The organism is Kitasatospora sp. A2-31 (assembly GCF_022288725.1).
In the GTDB taxonomy this organism is placed as follows: Bacteria; Actinomycetota; Actinomycetes; order Streptomycetales; family Streptomycetaceae; genus Kitasatospora.
In genome coordinates this window covers 335957-354595 of record NZ_JAKNTA010000006.1, presented here as the reverse complement: position 1 = coordinate 354595, position 18639 = coordinate 335957, and the positions used below count along the sequence as shown (strand labels likewise).

17 protein-coding genes are annotated in these 18639 nt (G+C 71.1%); 9 read left to right on the top strand and 8 right to left on the bottom strand.

Features of this window, described 5'->3' with window-relative positions; translation table 11 throughout:
* Nucleotides 1–35: 35 nt before the first annotated feature.
* Genes MCM47_RS19545 through sdhC form a run of 4 tightly spaced genes read right to left on the bottom strand, consistent with a single transcriptional unit; the run spans nucleotide 36 to nucleotide 3463 of the window.
* Nucleotides 36–809 (bottom strand): succinate dehydrogenase iron-sulfur subunit, encoded by a 774-nt coding sequence (locus MCM47_RS19545; RefSeq protein ID WP_238862921.1) that lies wholly within the window; start codon nucleotides 807–809, stop codon nucleotides 36–38.
* Complete coding sequence (sdhA, locus tag MCM47_RS19540; protein ID WP_238862920.1) at nucleotides 809–2551, bottom strand: succinate dehydrogenase flavoprotein subunit; 1743 nt, start codon at nucleotides 2549–2551, stop codon at nucleotides 809–811. Before sdhA ends, MCM47_RS19545 begins: the two co-directional genes overlap by 1 nt.
* Nucleotides 2552–2582: 31 nt before the next feature.
* Nucleotides 2583–3074 (bottom strand): succinate dehydrogenase hydrophobic membrane anchor subunit, encoded by a 492-nt coding sequence (locus MCM47_RS19535; RefSeq protein WP_238862919.1) that lies wholly within the window; start codon nucleotides 3072–3074, stop codon nucleotides 2583–2585.
* 8 nt (nucleotides 3075–3082) lie between these two features.
* Nucleotides 3083–3463 carry a succinate dehydrogenase, cytochrome b556 subunit gene (gene sdhC, locus MCM47_RS19530; RefSeq protein WP_238862918.1) on the bottom strand — a complete coding sequence of 127 codons (381 nt, stop codon included), beginning with the start codon at nucleotides 3461–3463 and terminating at the stop codon, nucleotides 3083–3085.
* 255 nt (nucleotides 3464–3718) lie between these two features.
* Here sdhC and MCM47_RS19525 point away from each other — a divergent pair, with 255 nt between their 5' ends.
* Entirely contained in the window at nucleotides 3719–4495 is a 777-nt protein-coding gene (locus MCM47_RS19525; RefSeq protein ID WP_238862917.1) for a hypothetical protein, read from the top strand.
* 99 nt (nucleotides 4496–4594) lie between these two features.
* On the opposite strand, the gene MCM47_RS19520 is transcribed toward MCM47_RS19525, so the two are convergent.
* The 3 genes from MCM47_RS19520 to MCM47_RS19510 all read right to left on the bottom strand — a co-directional run bounded on the left by MCM47_RS19520 (nucleotide 4595) and on the right by MCM47_RS19510 (nucleotide 7862).
* Nucleotides 4595–5080: a 2-oxo-4-hydroxy-4-carboxy-5-ureidoimidazoline decarboxylase gene (locus MCM47_RS19520; RefSeq protein WP_238862916.1), complete on the bottom strand. Its 486-nt coding sequence runs from the start codon at nucleotides 5078–5080 to the stop codon at nucleotides 4595–4597.
* A 309-nt stretch (nucleotides 5081–5389) separates the two neighbouring features.
* Complete coding sequence (locus MCM47_RS19515; protein WP_238862915.1) at nucleotides 5390–7054, bottom strand: alpha/beta hydrolase; 1665 nt, start codon at nucleotides 7052–7054, stop codon at nucleotides 5390–5392.
* A gap of 67 nt (nucleotides 7055–7121) precedes the next feature.
* Nucleotides 7122–7862: an SDR family oxidoreductase gene (locus tag MCM47_RS19510; RefSeq protein ID WP_238862914.1), complete on the bottom strand. Its 741-nt coding sequence runs from the start codon at nucleotides 7860–7862 to the stop codon at nucleotides 7122–7124.
* A gap of 139 nt (nucleotides 7863–8001) precedes the next feature.
* Between MCM47_RS19510 and MCM47_RS19505 the strand changes: the two genes are divergently transcribed.
* The 8 genes from MCM47_RS19505 to MCM47_RS19470 all read left to right on the top strand — a co-directional run bounded on the left by MCM47_RS19505 (nucleotide 8002) and on the right by MCM47_RS19470 (nucleotide 18447).
* Nucleotides 8002–9591: a methylmalonyl-CoA mutase gene (locus MCM47_RS19505; protein WP_238862913.1), complete on the top strand. Its 1590-nt coding sequence runs from the start codon at nucleotides 8002–8004 to the stop codon at nucleotides 9589–9591.
* A gap of 191 nt (nucleotides 9592–9782) precedes the next feature.
* The gene (locus MCM47_RS19500) at nucleotides 9783–11036 is read left to right on the top strand and encodes an amidohydrolase (protein WP_238862912.1); all 1254 of its coding nucleotides are present in this window, start codon (nucleotides 9783–9785) and stop codon (nucleotides 11034–11036) included.
* Nucleotides 11037–11335: 299 nt separating this feature from the next.
* Nucleotides 11336–12391 (top strand): BMP family protein, encoded by a 1056-nt coding sequence (locus MCM47_RS19495; RefSeq protein WP_238862911.1) that lies wholly within the window; start codon nucleotides 11336–11338, stop codon nucleotides 12389–12391.
* Nucleotides 12392–12594: 203 nt separating this feature from the next.
* Nucleotides 12595–14253: an ABC transporter ATP-binding protein gene (locus tag MCM47_RS19490; RefSeq protein ID WP_255752566.1), complete on the top strand. Its 1659-nt coding sequence runs from the start codon at nucleotides 12595–12597 to the stop codon at nucleotides 14251–14253.
* Between the two features lie 4 nt (nucleotides 14254–14257).
* The gene (locus MCM47_RS19485; RefSeq protein ID WP_238862910.1) at nucleotides 14258–15412 is read left to right on the top strand and encodes an ABC transporter permease; all 1155 of its coding nucleotides are present in this window, start codon (nucleotides 14258–14260) and stop codon (nucleotides 15410–15412) included.
* On the top strand, nucleotides 15409–16674 hold the full coding sequence (locus tag MCM47_RS19480) for an ABC transporter permease (protein ID WP_238862909.1): 1266 nt from the start codon (nucleotides 15409–15411) through the stop codon (nucleotides 16672–16674). The genes MCM47_RS19485 and MCM47_RS19480 overlap by 4 nt, the downstream gene beginning before the upstream one ends.
* The gene (locus MCM47_RS19475; RefSeq protein ID WP_308222370.1) at nucleotides 16671–17072 is read left to right on the top strand and encodes a cytidine deaminase; all 402 of its coding nucleotides are present in this window, start codon (nucleotides 16671–16673) and stop codon (nucleotides 17070–17072) included. The genes MCM47_RS19480 and MCM47_RS19475 overlap by 4 nt, the downstream gene beginning before the upstream one ends.
* A gap of 97 nt (nucleotides 17073–17169) precedes the next feature.
* Complete coding sequence (locus tag MCM47_RS19470; protein WP_238862908.1) at nucleotides 17170–18447, top strand: thymidine phosphorylase; 1278 nt, start codon at nucleotides 17170–17172, stop codon at nucleotides 18445–18447.
* Between the two features lie 30 nt (nucleotides 18448–18477).
* Here the strand turns inward: MCM47_RS19470 and MCM47_RS41800 are convergent, their stop codons facing one another.
* Nucleotides 18478–18600: a hypothetical protein gene (locus MCM47_RS41800; RefSeq protein ID WP_255752511.1), complete on the bottom strand. Its 123-nt coding sequence runs from the start codon at nucleotides 18598–18600 to the stop codon at nucleotides 18478–18480.
* Nucleotides 18601–18639 lie beyond the last annotated feature (39 nt).

Below are 18639 nucleotides of genomic sequence, written 5' to 3'. Positions count from 1 at the left end.
GGATCGGACGGGGCCCTCGTCGTGTCAGGCCGGGATCAGAAGCGGCGGGTGACCAGCGCCCGCTTCACTTCCTGGATCGCCTTGGTGACCTCGATGCCGCGCGGGCAGGCCTCCGAGCAGTTGAAGGTGGTCCGGCAGCGCCAGACGCCCTCGCGGTCGTTCAGGACCTCCAGCCGCTGCTCCGCACCCTCGTCGCGCGAGTCGAAGATGAAGCGGTGCGCGTTGACGATCGCGGCCGGGCCGAAGTACTGGCCGTCGTTCCAGAAGACCGGGCAGGACGACGTGCACGCGGCGCACAGGATGCACTTGGTGGTGTCGTCGAAGCGCTCGCGGTCCTCGGCGGACTGCAGGCGCTCGCGGGTCGGGTCGTTCCCCTTGGTGATGAGGAACGGCATGACGTCCTTGTACGCCTGGAAGAACGGGTCCATGTCCACGACCAGGTCCTTGAGGACCGTCAGGCCCTTGATGGCCTCGATCGTGATCGGCTTCTCCGGGTTGACGTCCTTGATCAGGGTCTTGCACGCCAGCCGGTTGCGGCCGTTGATCCGCATGGCGTCGGAGCCGCAGATGCCGTGCGCGCAGGAACGGCGGTACGTGAGGGTGCCGTCCTGCTCCCACTTGATCTTGTTGAGCGCGTCCAGGACGCGCTCCTTCGGGTCCATCTCCAGCTGGTAGTCGACCCACACCGGGTCCGGGTGCTCCTCCGGGTTGAACCGGCGGATCCGGAAGGTGACGGTGATCAGCTGGACGGCATCCGCCTCGGCCGCGTCCAGAGCGGCCGAGTGCTTCTCCACGGTCGGAGTGCTCATCAGTACTTACGCTCCATCGGCTGGTAGCGGGTCGTGACGACCGGCTTGTAGTCGAGGCGGATGGAGGTGGTGCCGTCCTCGGCAACCTCCTGGTACGCCATGGTGTGCTGCATGAACTTCACGTCGTCACGCGTCGGGAAGTCCTCGCGGTAGTGGCCGCCGCGGGACTCCTCGCGGGCGAGCGCGGAGACCGCCAGCACCTCGGCCAGGTCGAGCAGGTTGCCGAGCTCGACGGCCTCCAGCAGGTCCGTGTTGTAACGGAAGCCCTTGTCCTGGATCGCCACGTTCTTGTAGCGCTCCTTCAGCGCGGCGATGTCCTCGACCGCCTGCTTCAGGGTGGCGCCGGTGCGGTACACCATCGCGTTGGTGTCCATGGTCTCCTGCAGCTCCTTGCGGATCTGCGCCACGGACTCGGTGCCGGTGGACTCGCGCAGGCCGTCGACCAGGGCCTGGACCTTCTCGGCCGGGTTCTCGGGCAGCTCGACGAAGTCGTTCGCGTTGGCGAAGTCGGCGGCGGCGATGCCCGCGCGGCGGCCGAACACGTTGATGTCCAGCAGCGAGTTGGTGCCCAGGCGGTTGGCGCCGTGCACGGACACGCAGGCGACCTCGCCGGCCGCGTACAGGCCCGGGACGACGTCGGTGTTGTTGCGCAGGACCTCACCCTCGACGTTGGTCGGGATGCCGCCCATGGCGTAGTGCGCGGTGGGCTGGATCGGGATCGGGTCCGTGTAGGGCTCGATGCCGAGGTAGGTGCGCGCGAACTCGGTGATGTCCGGCAGCTTGGCGTCCAGCTGCTCCGGCGGCAGGTGGGTGAGGTCCAGGTAGACGTGGTCGCCGTCCGGACCGCAGCCGCGACCCTCGCGGATCTCGGTGTAGATCGCGCGGGAGCAGACGTCACGGGACGCGAGGTCCTTCATGACGGGGGCGTAGCGCTCCATGAAGCGCTCGCCGTCCTTGTTGCGCAGGATGCCGCCCTCGCCGCGGGCGCCCTCGGTGAGCAGGATGCCCATGCGCCAGATGCCCGTCGGGTGGAACTGGAAGAACTCCATGTCCTCCAGCGGCAGGCCGCGGCGGTAGACCAGGGCCTGGCCGTCACCGGTGAGGGTGTGGGCGTTGGAGGAGACCTTGAAGAACTTGCCGGTGCCGCCGGAGGCGAACACGACCGACTTGGCCTGGAAGACGTGGATCTCGCCGGTGGCCAGCTCGTAGGCGACGACGCCGGCCGTCTTGCCCTCGTTGAGCAGCAGGTCGAGGACGTAGAACTCGTTGAAGAACTCGACGCCGTGCTTGACGCAGTTCTGGAACAGCGTCTGGAGGATCATGTGGCCGGTGCGGTCGGCCGCGTAGCAGGAGCGGCGGACCGGGGCCTCGCCGTGGTTGCGGGAGTGGCCGCCGAAGCGGCGCTGGTCGATCCGGCCCTGCTCGGTGCGGGAGAAGGGCAGGCCCATCTTCTCCAGGTCGAGGACGGCGTCGATGGCCTCCTTGCACATGATCTCGGCGGCGTCCTGGTCGACCAGGTAGTCACCACCCTTGACCGTGTCGAAGGTGTGCCACTCCCAGTTGTCCTCCTCGACGTTGGCGAGGGCGGCGCACATGCCGCCCTGGGCCGCGCCGGTGTGGGACCGGGTCGGGTACAGCTTGGTGAGCACCGCGGTGCGGGTGCGCTGGGTCGACTCGATGGCCGCGCGCATGCCGGCGCCACCGGCCCCGACGATGACGGTGTCGTACTGGTGAATCTGCATGGGGTTCTAACTCGCCTCTGGCCTCTGCCGATTAGATGTTCGGGTCGAAGGTGAAGATGACCAGGGTGCCGAGCAGCACGGTGAAGACCGTGGCGGCGCCCATGAGGCCCTTCAGCCAGAGCCGGGTGGAGTCCTTCTCGGCGTAGTCGTTGATGACCGTCCGCATGCCGTTGGCGCCGTGCAGCATGGCGAGCCAGAGCATCAGGAGGTCCCAGCCCTGCCAGAACGGCGAGGCCCAGCGGCCGGCCACGAAGGCGAAGCCGATCCGGGAGACGCCGCCGTCGAGCACCAGCATGATCAGCAGGTGGCCGAGGATCAGCACCACGAGGACGATGCCGGACAGGCGCATGAAGAGCCAGGCCAGCATCTCGAAGTTGGTGCGGGTGCGGCGCGGGGTCTTCTTGGTCCGCTGCCGGGCCGGCTCGATCACGAAGGCGTCGGCCGGGTTGCCGGTGCCGAGGCCCTTGCCGGTGTGCGCCTGGGCGGAGGGGACGACCAGGGCGTCGGAGATTTCCGTGGACATGTCTCAGATCACTTCCCGAACCAGGAGGTCAGCGTGTGCTGAAGGATCGGGTAGAAGGCGCCGGCCATCAGGACGACCCACACCCCCACCACGCTCCAGAGCATCTGCTTCTGGTACTTCGGGCCCTTCGACCAGAAGTCGACGGCGACGACGCGCAGGCCGTTGAGCGCGTGGAACAGGATGGCGGCCACCAGGCCGTACTCCATCAGGTTCACCAGCGGCGTCTTGTACGTCTGAATGACGGTGTCGTAATCCTCGGGCGACACCCGCACCAGTGCGGTGTCCAGGACATGGGCGAACAGGAAGAAGAAGATGAGGACGCCGGTGACTCGATGAGCCACCCAGCTCCACATGCCTTCCCGGCCGCGGTACAGCGTTCCAGCCGGCACGGAAAAACCCTCCGGAAGCGATTGGGGGCTCGGCCGGCTTCGGTGTCGGTCAGCCCGGCCGGGTACGGTCCACCGGCCGCGAGCATCCTATCGACGCCTTCTCGGTAACCGCCTCCGGGGGCCCGAGGTGTGATCAATCAGGCACGACTGGCCTAGTCTGCCGGGAACTCCGCCCCGATTCGGCACGGAGGGTGACCTCGCGGTTGCGCTACGGTGGCCGCTCGCCGTCCGCGCCGACACCCTGCCGAGGCCGCCGTGCCGCTCCCCCCGCCCCGTCCCCTCGCCCCCGCCGCCGTCCTCGTGCTGCTGCTGGCGGCGGGCTGCACCACGGTCGGCGGCTCGGCCGACGGGGCCGGGCCGGTGCGCGAGCTGTCCGCGGGGGAGCTGCGGGCGGCCGCGGTGGCCGACGCCGACCTCGGTCCCGGGTACACGGTGACGGTGATGGCCCCCGGCCACGGGGAGACCGGCTCCGGCGGGGGGCGGGAGGTGTCCGACGTGCCGGCCTGCCAGCCGTTGCTGGACACGGTGACCCCGGCGGCTCAGGCGGCCCAGGCGGCCCCGGCCGCCTCTGCCTCGCCCGGCCCGGAGGGCCCGTACGCGCAGACCGGTCTGAGCGTGGCGCGGGCGGCCGATCCGGAGGGCGGGGTGTACGGCGGGCTGCTGGGCTACCGGCCGGGCCGGGCGGCGCGGCTGCAGGCCGAGCTGGAGAAGCTGTTCGGCCCGTGCGCCTCCTTCTCCTCCACGGCGCCGCCTCCGCCGGCGGACCGGTCGCGGAAGGGAGTGCGGACCAGGCACCGGCTGACCCGGGACGACACGCCCACGCCCGGGGGAGCGGACGCGGTAACCGGGTTCACCCTGACGAATGAATCGGGCTCGGTGGTGCTCTCGCAGCGCGCGCTGGTGGTCAGGGTCGGCCAGGTGCTGGCGGTCTTCACGACCGTCGGCGTCGGCGCGAAGCCGGCCGCCGCGCCGGACGAGCGGATCGTCCGGCAGCAGGCGGCCAAGCTCCGCGCCGCGCAGGCGGTGCGGTGACGCGTGGCGCCATGACGCGTGGCGCCGTGACGCGTGGCGCCGTGGAACCCGGAGCCGTGGGGCGCGGAGCCACCGGGCGAGGTGCGGTGCAGCCGCGGTTCAGCGGGCCGCGGCCCCGGAATGCGTGGCGACCAGGTGCTCCAACCGGGTGAGGGCGATCCGGCGCAGCTCGTCGGCCGCGATCAGCCGCTCCTCGTCCGGGTCGTTGGCGAGCCGGGTGCGGATCGAGTGGAGGACGGTGTCGAGCATCTCCTCGGGGGCGACGCCCTCCAGGCAGACCACGAAGACGTGCCCGAACCGGGCCTCGTACGCGGCGTGGGCCGCGCGGAGGGCGGTGTGGGCGGCCTGGCTGCCCGGCGCGCGCATGCCGAGGAGCGGCTGCGGCATCCAGCTCTCGTCCGCCAGCGCCTCGGCCAGGTCGGCCGGGCGCAGGTCGTAGGAGGCCTCACTGGCGGCGGCCAGCAGGGACTCTATGTCGGGGTAGGGCCGGTGGGCGGTGAGCCGCAGGGCCCAGCGGTGGCTGCCGCAGCAGGCCAGCAGGGCCTCCTCGGCGGCGCCGGCGTCGGCCTCGTTGAAGCGGTGCAACCCGAGGAGGGTCGGCTCGGAGTGTGGATCGAGCCGCTGCGGCGGGATGTCGCTGGCCAGCGGGTCCTCCTCGTGAGGGCGGGAAGGGGCCGGTGGGAAGGGGTGGAGCAGATGAAGTATGGGGCTGCGGAGCGGCGTCCAGCGCCCGCCGGGCAGCGGCTCAACGGTAGTTGAGCGGTCATCAGTTGGGGAGAGCGCGCGCGGAATTCATCCGATCGAGCTATCAAGTTGTGACGTTGACACCTCTCTGTCAGCGCTCTCCCCGCCTTCATCTGCTAATACTCCGGATCCCTGGGCATGCCCGGCCCCTCAGGAGCACCTGGTCCCGGCGGCCGGCATGGTCCCGTCGACGAGGTACGCCTCCAGCGCGGCGTCGATGCAGCCGTTGCCCTTGCCGAAGGCACCGTGGCCCTCGCCCACCCGGGTCAGCAGGGTGGCGTCGGCGAAGCCCTTGGCCAGCGCCTCGGCCGAGGCGTAGGGCGTGGCCGGGTCCCCGGTGGTGCCGACCACCAGGATCGGCGCGGCTCCCTCGGCGCGGACGGCGTGCGGCTTCTCGGTGGTCTTGAACGGCCAGTACGCGCACGAGGGCTCGTCGTAGTCCTCGACCGTGACGCCCTTGGAGAGCAGCGGGGCCTCGGCCTGGAGCCGGGCGACCGCCTGCCGGGCGCGCTCGGGGGTCGGGGCCGGGCGGGAGGTGTCGGCGCAGCTGATCGCGCCGTTGGCCTCCTCCATCGGGCTGTAGTGGCCGTCCTCGTCGCGGCCGTTGTACTCGTCGGCGAAGGCCAGCAGGTAGTCGGGCTTGTCGCCCTTCATCGCCCAGCCGAGGGCGATCCGCAGGGCCTTCCAGTAGGTCTTCTCGTCGCCGTAGAGCATCGAGACGGTCCCGGTCCAGCCGAGGTCGCGGTTGAGCTTGCGTCCGTCCTTGGCGGTGAGCGGGTGCTCGTACAGGCCGTCCAGGAAGTCGGCGGCCTTCTTCGCCGCCGTGTCCGGGTCCTTGCCGAGCGGGCAGTCCTCGGGGTGGTTCTCGACGCAGTCCGCGGCGAAGCGCCGGAAGGCCTTCTCGAAGGCGACCTGCTGGTCGATGCCGTGGTCCAGGCGGTCCTGGGCGGGGTCGACGGCGCCGTCCAGGACCAGCCGCCCGGCGTTCTTCGGGAACTCCTCGGCGTAGAGCGCGCCGAGGTAGGTGCCGTAGGAGATGCCGAGATAGTTGAGCTTCCGGTCGCCGACGGCGGCGCGCAGCACGTCCAGGTCGCGGGCGGTGTTGCGGGTGCCGACGAAGGGCAGCAGCTTGCCGGCCTTGGCCTGGCAGGCCGCGGCGTGCTCGGTGGCGGCCTTGACGTGCTGCGCCTTGCGGGCGGCCGGCTCCATCGGGGTGTCGCGCTGGTTGGACTCCTCGTGCTGCTTGTCGTCGTAGCAGACGACGGGCGAGCTCTCGCCGGTGCCGCGCGGGTCGAAGCCGATCACGTCGAAGCGGTTGTGCAGGACGCCGTCGTACTCCTTGGCGCCGTACTTGACCATCTCGATGCCGGAGCCGCCGGGGCCGCCGGGGTTGACCATCAGCGAGCCCAGCCGCTGCTCCGGCTTGGCGGCCGGCAGCTTGATCAGCGCGAGGTCCAGGGCGTCCGCGGCGGGGTGGGCGTAGTCCAGCGGGACGTGCAGCCTGCCGCAGAGCATCCCGGACGTGTCGATCCTGGCCTTGGCGGCCTTGGGGTCCTCCGGGCAGGCGGCCCAGGAGATCTGCTGGCCGTAGAAGGGCTTGAGCGCGGGGTCGTCCGCGCCGGTGGGCTTCGGCGTCGGCGTCGAGGTCGGCGTCGCCGTCGGGGTGGCCGACAGGGCGCCGGCGGCCGGGCTGGTCCCGGCGGCCCGGTCCTGCGCGGGCACGGGGCCGTCGTCGCAGGCCGAGGTGAGGAGCAGGGTGCCGGTCGCCAGTGCGGCCAGCAGCAGCCGCGGACGGGCGGCCCGAAGAGATGTCATCGCACGTGTGTACCACTGCCGGGTGACGCGTTCGATCTTGACCCCCGGGCCGCCCGCCCCGGGGCCGTCAGGCGCGGTGGACCTTGTGGTTGGCGGCCTGGGCGCGCGGGCGGACCACCAGCAGGTCGATGTTGACGTGCGAGGGCCGGGTGACCGCCCAGGCGACGGTGTCCGCGATGTCCTCCGAGGTCAGCGGCTCGGCCACCCCCGCGTACACGGCGGCCGCCTTCTCCTCGTCACCGCGGAACCGGGTGACCGCGAAGCCCTCGGACTTCACCATGCCCGGGGCGATCTCGATCACCCGGATCGGCTCCCCGCACAGCTCCAGCCGCAGGGTCGCGGCGATGGTGTGCGCCGCGTGCTTGGCGGCCACGTAGCCGCCGCCGCCCTCGTACGCGGCCAGCGCCGCGGTGGAGGACATCAGCAGCACGGTGCCGTCGCCGCTCGCCCGCAGCGCCGGCAGCAGCGCCTGCGTCATGTGCAGCACGCCGAGGACGTTCACCTGGTACATCGCCAGCCAGTCGGCCGGGTCGCCGCTCTCCACCGTCTCCGCGCCGATCGCCCCGCCGGCGTTGTTGACCAGGACGTCCACCCGGCCGATCCCGGCCGCGAACGCGTCCACCGCGGCCCGGTCGGTGACGTCCAGGGTGTGGGCGCGCCCGCCGATCTCCTTGGCCAGTGCCTCGATCCGGTCGGTCCGCCGGGCGGTCAGCACCACCTCGAAGCCCTCCTCGGCGAGCCGGCGGGCGGTCGCCGCGCCGATTCCGCTGCTGGCACCGGTGACCACGGCCACCTTCTGCTCGGTCATTGCCACTCCCTGGGTCATTCGTGGAAGCACTTCGGTCGCTGACCCGATCATCTCAATGGTGTCGCCCGCGCCCGCGACCGCCCGCACCACTACATTGCGGGTACCAGTGCACCGTTCCGCCGATCCCGCGGAGGACACCATGGCAGCCGAGCCGCGCCGCACCGAGTCGGGCTTCCCCGTCGAGCCGCTGTACGGCCCCGAGGCCCTGGCCGGCTGGGATCCCGGGGAGCGCCTGGGCAGGCCGGGGGAGTACCCCTACACCCGCGGCGTCTACCCGACGATGTACACCGGCCGGCCGTGGACCATGCGCCAGTACGCCGGCTTCGGGACCGCCGCCGAGTCCAACGCCCGCTACCGGCAGCTGATCGCGGGCGGCGGCACCGGCCTCTCGGTCGCCTTCGACCTGCCCACCCAGATGGGCTACGACTCGGACGCCCCGCTCGCGGCCGGCGAGGTCGGCAAGGTCGGGGTCGCGGTCGACAGCGTCGAGGACATGGGCGTGCTGTTCGACGGCATCCCGCTGGGCGAGGTCTCCACCTCGATGACCATCAACGCCCCGGCCGCCCTGCTGCTGCTCCTGTACCAGCTGGTCGGCGAGGCCCAGGGCGTGCCGGCCGCCCGGCTGACCGGCACCGTCCAGAACGACGTGCTGAAGGAGTACATCGCCCGCGGCACCTACATCTTCCCGCCGAAGCCCTCGCTGCGGCTGGTCGCCGACGTGTTCCGGTACTGCCGGGCCGAGGTCCCGCGCTGGAACACCATCTCGATCTCCGGCTACCACATGGCCGAGGCCGGGGCGGACCCCGCGCAGGAGATCGCCTTCACCCTCGCCAACGGCATCGAGTACGTGCGCACCGCCGTGGCGGCCGGCATGGCGGTGGACGACTTCGCGCCCCGGCTCTCCTTCTTCTTCGTCGCCCGCACCACGCTGCTGGAGGAGGTGGCCAAGTTCCGGGCCGCCCGCCGGATCTGGGCCCGGATCATGCGCGAGCGGTTCGGCGCCCGCGACCCGAAGTCGCAGATGCTCCGCTTCCACACCCAGACCGCGGGGGTGCAGCTCACCGCGCAGCAGCCCGAGGTCAACCTGGTCCGGGTCTCGGTGCAGGCGCTGGCGGCGGTCCTCGGCGGCACCCAGTCGCTGCACACCAACAGTTTCGACGAGGCGATCGCGCTCCCCACCGAGAAGGCGGCCCGGCTCGCGCTGCGAACCCAGCAGGTGCTCGCCTACGAGACCGACGTCACCGCCACCGTCGACCCGTTCGCCGGCTCGTACGCCGTCGAGTCGCTGACCGACGAGGTGGAGGCCGCCGCACTCGTGCTGATGGAGCGGGTGGAGGACCTCGGCGGCGCGGTGGCGGCGATCGAGGCCGGCCACCAGAAGGCCGAGATCGAGCGCACCGCCTACCGCGTCCAGCAGGAGACCGACTCCGGTGAGCGGACCGTGGTCGGCGTCAACCGCTTCCGGCTGGACGCCGAGGAGCCGTACCAGCCGCTGCGGGTGGACCCGGCGATCGAGGCGCAGCAGGCCGAGCGGCTGGCCCGGCTGCGGGCCGCCCGCGACGCGTCCGCGGTGGACCGTGCGCTGGGCGCCCTGCGGCGTGCCGCCGAGGGGCGGGACAACGTGCTCTACCCGATGAAGGAGGCGCTGGCCGCCAGGGCCACCCTCGGCGAGGTCTGTGACGCCCTGCGGCAGGTGTGGGGGACGCACACGCCCGTCGAGCGGTTCTGACGGCACGTCAATCCGCCGAGCGGGTGGGACCGTGACCGCCGGGGCGGGCGGTCGTTGCACAGTGCAGGCAACCCGGGGAAGGCGGCTGAAACGAGATGTCATACCCACCTGCGCGGCCAGTATGCGCCCATCCGGGGACTTCTTTTCGGGAAGTCGGGCCAAATCCCCCCGACAGGCCTACCCTTGTTGAGATGAACCGTCCTGAGTCCGCCCAGCCGGCCGTCACGCTCACCGCTGCCCGCCCCGCCGCCGACCTGCGCGGCCGGATCGCGGCGCTGGAGCCCGAGCTGATCGCCTTCCGCCGCGATCTGCACCGGCACCCGGAGCTGGGCCGCCAGGAGTTCCGCACCACCGGCCTGCTCCGCGACCGGCTGACGGCCGCCGGCCTCGACCCCCGGGTGCTGCCCGGCGGCACCGGCATGACCGTGGACATCGTGCCCGCGGGCACCCCGCGCGGTGCCGAGTTCCTCGCCTTCCGCGCCGACATCGACGCCCTGCCGATCGACGACGCCAAGACCGACGTGCCGTACCGCTCGACGGTCCCGGGCCGGGCCCACGCCTGCGGCCACGACGTCCACACCGCGGTGGTGCTGGGCACCGCCCTGGTGCTCGCCGAGGCCGCCCGCAGCGGCGCGCTGCGCCGCCCGGTCCGACTGGTCTTCCAGCCCGCCGAGGAGGTCATGCCGGGCGGGGCGCTGGACGTGATCAACGCGGGCGGGATGGACGGCGTGGGCCGGATCTTCGCGGTGCACTGCGACCCCAAGGTGGAGGTGGGGCGGATCGGGCTGCGGACCGGGGCGATCACCTCCGCCTGCGACCGGCTGGTGCTGCACCTGGACGGGCCCGGCGGTCACACCGCCCGCCCGCACCTGACCACCGACCTGGTGACCGCGATCGCGCGGATGGCGGCCGACCTGCCGGCCGCGCTGGCCCGCCGGATGGACCCGCGCTGGGGCGTGAGCCTGGTCTGGGGCCGGATCGCCTCCGGCTCCGCCCCCAACGTGATCCCGCAGCACGCCGAGCTGGAGGGCACCGTCCGCTGCCTGGAGCTGGCCGGCTGGCGGGAGGCGCCGGACCAGCTGCACGAGCTGATCGCCAAGCTGGCCGAGACCTACCGGGCGAAGTGGACGCTCGACTACCACCGCGGGGTGCCGCCGGTGGTCAACGAGGCGGTCTCGGTCGGGCTGCTGGACGCGGCCATGACGGCGCGGTTCGGGCGGGACGGCCGCCAGGTGGTGGAGGACACCGAGCAGAGCCTCGGCGGCGAGGACTTCTCCTGGTACCTGGAGCACGCGCCCGGCGCCCTCGCCCGGCTCGGCGTCCGCACCCCCGGCGACACCTCGGTCCGCGACCTGCACCAGGGCCGCTTCGACGTGGACGAGCGGGCGATCGGGATCGGCGTGGAACTGTTCGCGACCCTGGCGCTGGCCCCGGCGGAGTCGTAGGCCCGGGCGTCGGCGGCCCGAGGACGGGCGGCGAGGGGCGGAGGGGCGGCGAGGGCCGGAGGAGCAGGGAGTTGCCGGGCGGATTGTCGCGATACGGGCTTTATGTCGGGTTACGTAAACTGGGCCGGGCCAGTACCAAGCACTGTTCGCGTACCGGAAAGGAGCGTCGGGTGAGCCGTGAGACCACGGTTTGATAACAACCCGAATGCTCCGGCGGCCCGTAACCCAACCGTGTTCTACGCGCGTTACGGTGGCGTCCGACCACGCTAAACGGGTGCGTGTGAGAAGGAGATACTCCCTTGCGCCGTTCAACTAAGCTCGCCGCGGTCGTGCTCTCGGGCTCCCTGGGCATGGCCTCGCTCGCCGCTTGCGGCGCAAAGAGCAACGACACCACCGCTTCCTCCGGCTCCTCCGAGGGCAGCCTGAAGGTCGGTATGGCCTACGACATCGGTGGCCGTGGCGACCAGTCGTTCAACGACTCCGCCGCTCGTGGCCTCGACAAGGCCAAGGCCGACCTCGGCGTCACCGTCACCGAGGCCGACGCCAAGACCGGTGAGGCCGAGGCCGACAAGGAGACCCGCCTCAAGAACCTGGTCACCGCCGGCTACAGCCCGATCATCGCGGTCGGCTTCGTGTACCAGGCCGCGGTCGAGAAGGTCGCCAAGGAGAACCCGAACACCAAGTTCGCGATCATCGACTCGGCCTCCGACACCCAGCCGGCGAACGTCACCTCGCTGACCTTCTCGGAGCAGGAGGGCTCGTACCTGGCCGGTGTGGCCGCCGCCCTCAAGTCCAAGAACAAGCACATCGGCTTCATCGGTGGTGTGCAGTCCGAGCTGATCAAGAAGTTCGAGGCCGGTTACGTGGCCGGCGCCAAGTCGATCGACCCGAACATCAAGATCGAGACCACCTACCTGACCACGCCCCCGGACTTCTCCGGCTTCAACTCGCCCGACAAGGGCAAGGAGGCCGCGCAGGGCCAGCTGGACAAGGGTGCGGACGTCATCTACTCCGCGGCCGGCTCCTCCGGCAACGGCGCCATCGAGGCCGTCTCCAACAAGCCGGGCGCCCTGGCCATCGGCGTCGACTCCGACCAGGCCGCCCAGCCGGCCCTGGCGAAGTACAAGAACGTCATCATGACCTCCATGGTCAAGAACGTCGACAAGGCCGTCTACGCCTACATCGAGTCGGCGAAGAAGGGCTCCGTCTTCACCGGCGTGAAGAACTTCGACCTGAAGGCCGACGGTGTCTCGCTCGCCACCACCGGTGGCAAGATCGACGACATCCAGGGCAAGCTCAACGACGCCGCCACGGCGATCAAGAGCGGCGCCACCACCGTCCCGACCGCCCCGTAAGGCGCGCCCGGACGTCGCTGCCGCTGCCACCTGCCCGGCAGCGCCATGATTGACGCAGCATCAGGGAGGGGCCCGGAAGGGTGCGCTCAGTGCGTACCCCCGGGCCCCGTCCCGTCCCCCCACCGTTTTCTCTTTTGGCCCTCCAGCGCAACGTCGCGCCTCCAGACCACCAGGAGATCGCCATCACCGCATCCGACCCCGCCCTGAACCAGGGCGGTACCCCCAGCGCGGGGACGGCGACACCGGCCGTCGAACTGCGCGGCATCACCAAGCGCTTCCCCGGTGTCGTGGCCAACCACGACATCAACCTGACCGTCCGCACCGGTACGGTGCACGCGCTCATGGGCGAGAACGGCGCCGGCAAGTCGACGCTGATGAAGATCCTCTACGGCATGCAGAAGCCGGACGAGGGCACCATCGCGATCAACGGCGAGCAGTGCGAGTTCAACACCCCGGGCGACGCCATCGCGCGCGGCATCGGCATGGTGCACCAGCACTTCATGCTGGCCGACAACCTGACCGTCTGGGAGAACGTCGTCCTCGGCGGCGAGCACATGCACGGCATCGGCGCCAAGGCCAAGGCGAAGATCAAGGAGATCTCCGACCAGTACGGCCTGGGCGTCCGCCCGGACGCCCTGGTCGAGGACCTGGGCGTGGCCGACCGCCAGCGCGTCGAGATCCTCAAGGTGCTCTACCGCGGCGCCCGGATCCTGATCCTCGACGAGCCGACCGCCGTGCTCGTCCCGCAGGAGGTCGACGCACTCTTCGACAACCTCCGCGAGCTCAAGTCCGAGGGCGTCACCGTCATCTTCATCTCGCACAAGCTGCACGAGGTGCTGTCGGTGGCCGACGCGATCAGCGTCATCCGGCGCGGCACCACCGTCGGCGACGCCGACCCGAAGAGCGTCACCGCGCGCCAGCTCGCCGAGCTGATGGTCGGCGCCGAGCTCCCCTCCCCGGAGAGCCGCGAGTCCACCGTCACCACCACCGAGATGCTCGACGTCCAGGGCCTGCGGATCGCCAAGACCGACGCCGAGGGCATCGAGCGCGTGGTGCTGGACGACATCTCGCTGCGCATCCACAAGGGCGAGGTCCTGGGGATCGCCGGTGTCGAGGGCAACGGCCAGGCCGAGCTGGTCGAGGCCATCATGGGCATGCTCCCGCTGGACGCCGGCACCGTCACCCTGGACGGCAAGGACCTCTCCGGCACGCTCACCCGCGCCCGCCGCGAGGCCGGCATCGGCTACATCCCCGAGGACCGCCACCGGCACGGCCTGCTGCTGGAGGCCCCGCTCTGGGAGAACCGGATCCTCGGCCACGTCACCGAGACCCCGAACTCCAAGGGCGTGCTGCTCGACCCGGCCGGTGCCCGCAAGGACACCCAGCGGATCGTCGAGGAGTACGACGTCCGCACCCCGGGCATCGAGGTCACCGCGGCCTCCCTCTCCGGCGGCAACCAGCAGAAGCTGATCATCGGCCGCGAGATGAGCCACGACCCCAAGCTGCTGATCGCGGCGCACCCGACCCGTGGTGTGGACGTCGGCGCGCAGGCGCAGATCTGGGAGCACATCCGGACCGCCCAGCGCGACGGCCTCGCGGTGCTGCTGATCTCCGCCGACCTCGACGAGCTGATCGGCCTCTCCGACACCATCCGGGTGATCTACCGCGGCCGTCTGGTCGCCGATGCCGACCCGGCCACGGTCACCGCGGAGGATCTGGGTACCGCGATGACCGGTGCTGCCCGCGGCCACATCGAGTCCGAGCCGGAGGCCGTCGAGGAGTTCCACGCGGCGCTGGCCGAGGGCACCGAAGCGTCCGACACCCCCACCGACACCGCCGACGACCCGCAGGCGGGGGAGTAGCCACATGACCAGTCCCACCCCCGCCGCCAAGAGCTCCCTGGCGCAGCGGTTCAACGTCGAGAAGATCGTGCTCGCCCTCGCGGCGCCGGTGCTCGCCGTCGTCCTCTCCGTCGCGATCTGCTCGGTCCTGCTGGCGACCTCGGGCAAGAACCCGTTCGACGCGTGGAACGTGATGATCACGTACGCCACCAAGTCGGACGGTCAGGTCGCCATCCTCAACCGGTCCACCACGTACTACCTGGCCGCCGCGGCCGCTGCGTTCGGCTTCCGGATGAACCTCTTCAACATCGGTGTCGAGGGCCAGTACAAGGTCGCGGCGCTGTTCGCGGCGTACATCGGCAGCCGGCTCGACCTGCCGTCGTTCATCCAGATCCCGCTGCTGCTGATCACCGCCATGCTGGTCGGTGGCCTCTACGCCAGCATCGCCGGTCTGCTGAAGGTCTTCCGCGGCGTCAGCGAGGTCATCTCGACCATCATGCTGAACGCCATCGCGGTCGCCATCGTCGGTCTGCTGCTCGTCCCCGGCGTCTTCGCGCCGGAGAAGGGCGGCACGTCCAACGCGATCCAGACCTCCCCGGTCTCGCAGTCCAGCCACTTCTTCGCGATCAACACCGACGGGGGCCCGCTCTACGGCTTCCTGTTCATCGCGATCCTGGTCGGCGTGGCGTTCCAGTTCACCCTGACCCGCACCCGCTTCGGCTTCGACCTGCGCGCCACCGGCCGCTCCGAGACCGCGGCCACCGCGTCCGGCGTGAACGTCAAGCGCATGGTCGTCATCTCGATGCTGGTCTCCGGCGCGCTGGCCGGTCTGATCGGCCTGCCCGAGCTGCTGCAGAACTCGTACTACTTCGGCCAGAGCTTCCAGGGCGGCCTCGGCTTCCTGGGCATCTCGGTCGCCCTGCTCGGCCGCAACAGCCCGATCGGCATGGCCTTCGCCGCCCTGCTCTTCGCCTTCCTGGACGCCACCGGCGCGCAGCTGCCCCTCCAGGGCGGCTTCCCGTTCGAGATCGTCCCGGTCATGCAGGGCACCATCGTCATCTGCGTCGTGGTCGCGTACGAGCTGGTGCGCCGCTACGGCCTCAAGCGCCAGCAGCAGAAGGTCGGCGCAGAGCTGGCCGCCCAGGCCGCTGCCAACGAGAAGAAGGAGGTGTCGGCATGAGCACCGCCACCGCTGCCCGTGCGAAGGCGCCGGGCGCTCCCGCCAAGAAGCGCAAGATGTCCTGGCCGGTGGTGCTCCTGCTGATCGCGGGCGCCCTGGTCCTCTTCTCCGCCGTGGGCATGGCCACCGGGAACCACTCGCTGACCTCCTCCGGGCAGGTCACCGCCGCCCTCAGCGCCGCCGTGCCGATCGGCATGGCCGGTCTGGGCGGTCTCTGGTCCGAGCGGGCCGGTGTGGTCAACATCGGTCTCGAAGGCATGATGGTCGCCGGCACCTTCTGCGGCGCCTGGGCCGGGTACCTCTACAACCCGTGGGTCGGCCTGGTGGCCGGCATGCTCGGTGGTGCCCTCGGCGGTCTGCTGCACGCCGTCATCACGGTGACCTTCGGCGTCGACCACATCGTCTCCGGTGTCGGCGTCAACCTGCTGATCCCCGGCATCTGCGCCTACGTCAACCGGATCTACTACAAGGACTACATCTCCGTCGGGGCCGGTGCGAACCAGTCCCCGCCGGCCGATCCGCTGCCGTACATCACCGTCCCCGGCCTCTCGTCCGGCCTGAAGGACATCGAGGGCCACCACTGGTTCCTGGTCTCCGACGTCGCCGGTGTGCTCGGCGGCCTGGTCACCAACATCTCGGTGGTCGTGCTGCTGGCCGGCGCGCTGATCGTGGCGAGCTACTTCGCGCTCTGGCGCACCGTGTTCGGCCTGCGCCTGCGCTCCTGCGGTGAGAACCCGACCGCGGCCGAGTCGCTGGGCGTCAACGTCTACAAGTACAAGTACTACGCGGTCGTCGCCTCCGGTGCCTTCGCCGGCCTCGGCGGTGCCTACCTCTCGCTGGTCGCGGCGCACTTCTACAAGGACGGCCAGACCAACGGCCGGGGCTTCATCGGCCTCGCGGCGATGATCTTCGGCAACTGGATGCCCGGCGGTCTCGCCATGGGCGCCGGCCTGTTCGGCTTCACCGACAGCCTCCAGCTGCGCGACCCGGAGTCGGTCCACGTGCTGATCCTGGTCGTCGCCATCGCCATGTTCCTGCTGGCGCTCTGGAACGTCTACCGGCGGAAGTTCACCGGCGCCGCGATCACCTTCGTGGTCTCCGGCGGCCTGGCGGCCTGGTACGCGCTGACCGACCAGGTCCAGCGTCCGCTGATCGTGGCGACGCCGTACGTGATCACCCTGGTGGTGCTCTCGCTGGCCTCGCAGCGCCTGCGGCCGCCGAAGGCCGACGGCCAGATCTACCGCAAGGGCCAGGGCAAGTGACGTCCGGAACGGCCCCGGAGGTCGACTGGGAGCGGCTGCGCGCCGCGGCGCGGGAGGCGATGGGCCACGCCTACGCCCCGTACAGCAGGTTCCCGGTCGGCGCTGCAGCGCTGGTGGACGACGGCCGCGTGGTCACCGGCTGCAACGTGGAGAACGCCTCGTACGGGCTCGGTCTCTGTGCCGAGTGCGGTCTGGTCTCCGCGCTGCACGCCGGCGGCGGCGGCCGGCTGACCGCGTTCACCTGTGTGGACGGGGACGGCCAGCTGCTCATGCCGTGCGGGCGCTGCCGCCAGTTGCTCTACGAGCACGGCGGGCCGGATCTGCTGGTCGAGCTGCCCTCCGGGGTGAAGCCGATGAGCGAGGTGCTCCCCGACGCGTTCGGGCCGGAGCGGCTCTAGTCTGTCTCTCTGTTACGCGCGTAGAGTGTCGCGAGTAGGCCGAAACCCGGCCAGCTCGCGACACTCTTCGCTTTTTGAACCCCTCTTGGAGCACGCCATGGACGCCATCTCCGTCATCAGGACCAAGCGCGACCGCGGAGAGCTGAGCGACGCTCAGATCGACTGGGTCATCGACGCCTACACCCGCGGCGAGGTCGCCGACGAGCAGATGTCCGCGCTGGCCATGGCGATCCTGCTGAACGGCATGCAGCCGCGCGAGATCAGCCGCTGGACCGACGCGATGATCCGCTCCGGCGTCCGGATGGACTTCTCCTCGCTGCCGCTGCCCACCAGCGACAAGCACTCCACCGGCGGCGTCGGCGACAAGATCACCCTGCCGCTCGCCCCGCTGGTCGCCGCGTGCGGCGCCGCCGTGCCGCAGCTCTCCGGCCGCGGCCTCGGCCACACCGGCGGCACCCTCGACAAGCTGGAGTCCATCCCCGGCTGGCGCGCCCTGCTCTCCAACGAGGAGATGATGGACGTCCTGCGCTCCAGCGGCGCCGTCATCTGCGCCGCCGGCGACGGCCTGGCCCCTGCCGACAAGAAGCTCTACGCGCTGCGCGACGTCACCGGCACCGTCGAGGCGATCCCGCTGATCGCCTCCTCGATCATGTCCAAGAAGATCGCCGAGGGCACCGGCGCGCTCGTCCTCGACGTGAAGGTCGGCTCCGGCGCCTTCATGAAGAACCTGGACGACGCCCGCGAGCTGGCCCGCACCATGGTCGGCCTCGGCACCACGGCCGGCGTCAACACCGTCGCCCTGCTCACCGACATGTCCACCCCGCTCGGCCTCACCGCGGGCAACGCGCTGGAGGTCCGCGAGTCGGTCGAGGTGCTGGCCGGCGGCGGCCCGGCGGACGTCGTCGAGCTCACCCTCGCGCTGGCCCGCGAGATGCTCGCCGCGGCCGGCGTGCACGGCAAGGACCCGGCCGACGCGCTGCGCGACGGCTCGGCGATGGACCACTGGCGCCGGATGATCGCCGCCCAGGGCGGCGACGTGGACGCCGCGCTGCCGGTCGCCCGCGAGCAGCACGTCATCCCGGCCCCGGCCTCCGGCGTGCTCACCGAGCTGGACGCCTACGCGGTGGGTGTCTGCGCCTGGCGCCTCGGTGCCGGCCGCGCCCGCAAGGAGGACCCGGTGCAGGCCGGCGCCGGCGTCGAGATGCACGCCAAGCCGGGCGACACCGTGGTGGCCGGCCAGCCGCTGCTGACCCTGCACACCGACACCCCGGAGCGCTTCGAGTACGCGATCGAGGCGCTGGCCGGCGGCATCGGGGTCTCCCCGGCCGGCACCGCGTTCACGCCGAACCCGATCGTCCTGGACCGCATCGCCTGAGCGGTCTGGGGCCTGCTCACGTGCGCCCGCTCAGGCGTACGTGAGCAGGCCACTCGGGTCGGGGCTCCAGGGGCCGACGGCGACGCGGTCGCCCTTCCCTGCCCCCGGAACCTGCGGCAGCCGCTCCGCGATCTCGCGCAGCCGGGCGTGCACAGCAGGATCGATGCTCGTGTTCCGGAGTGCATCGACGTC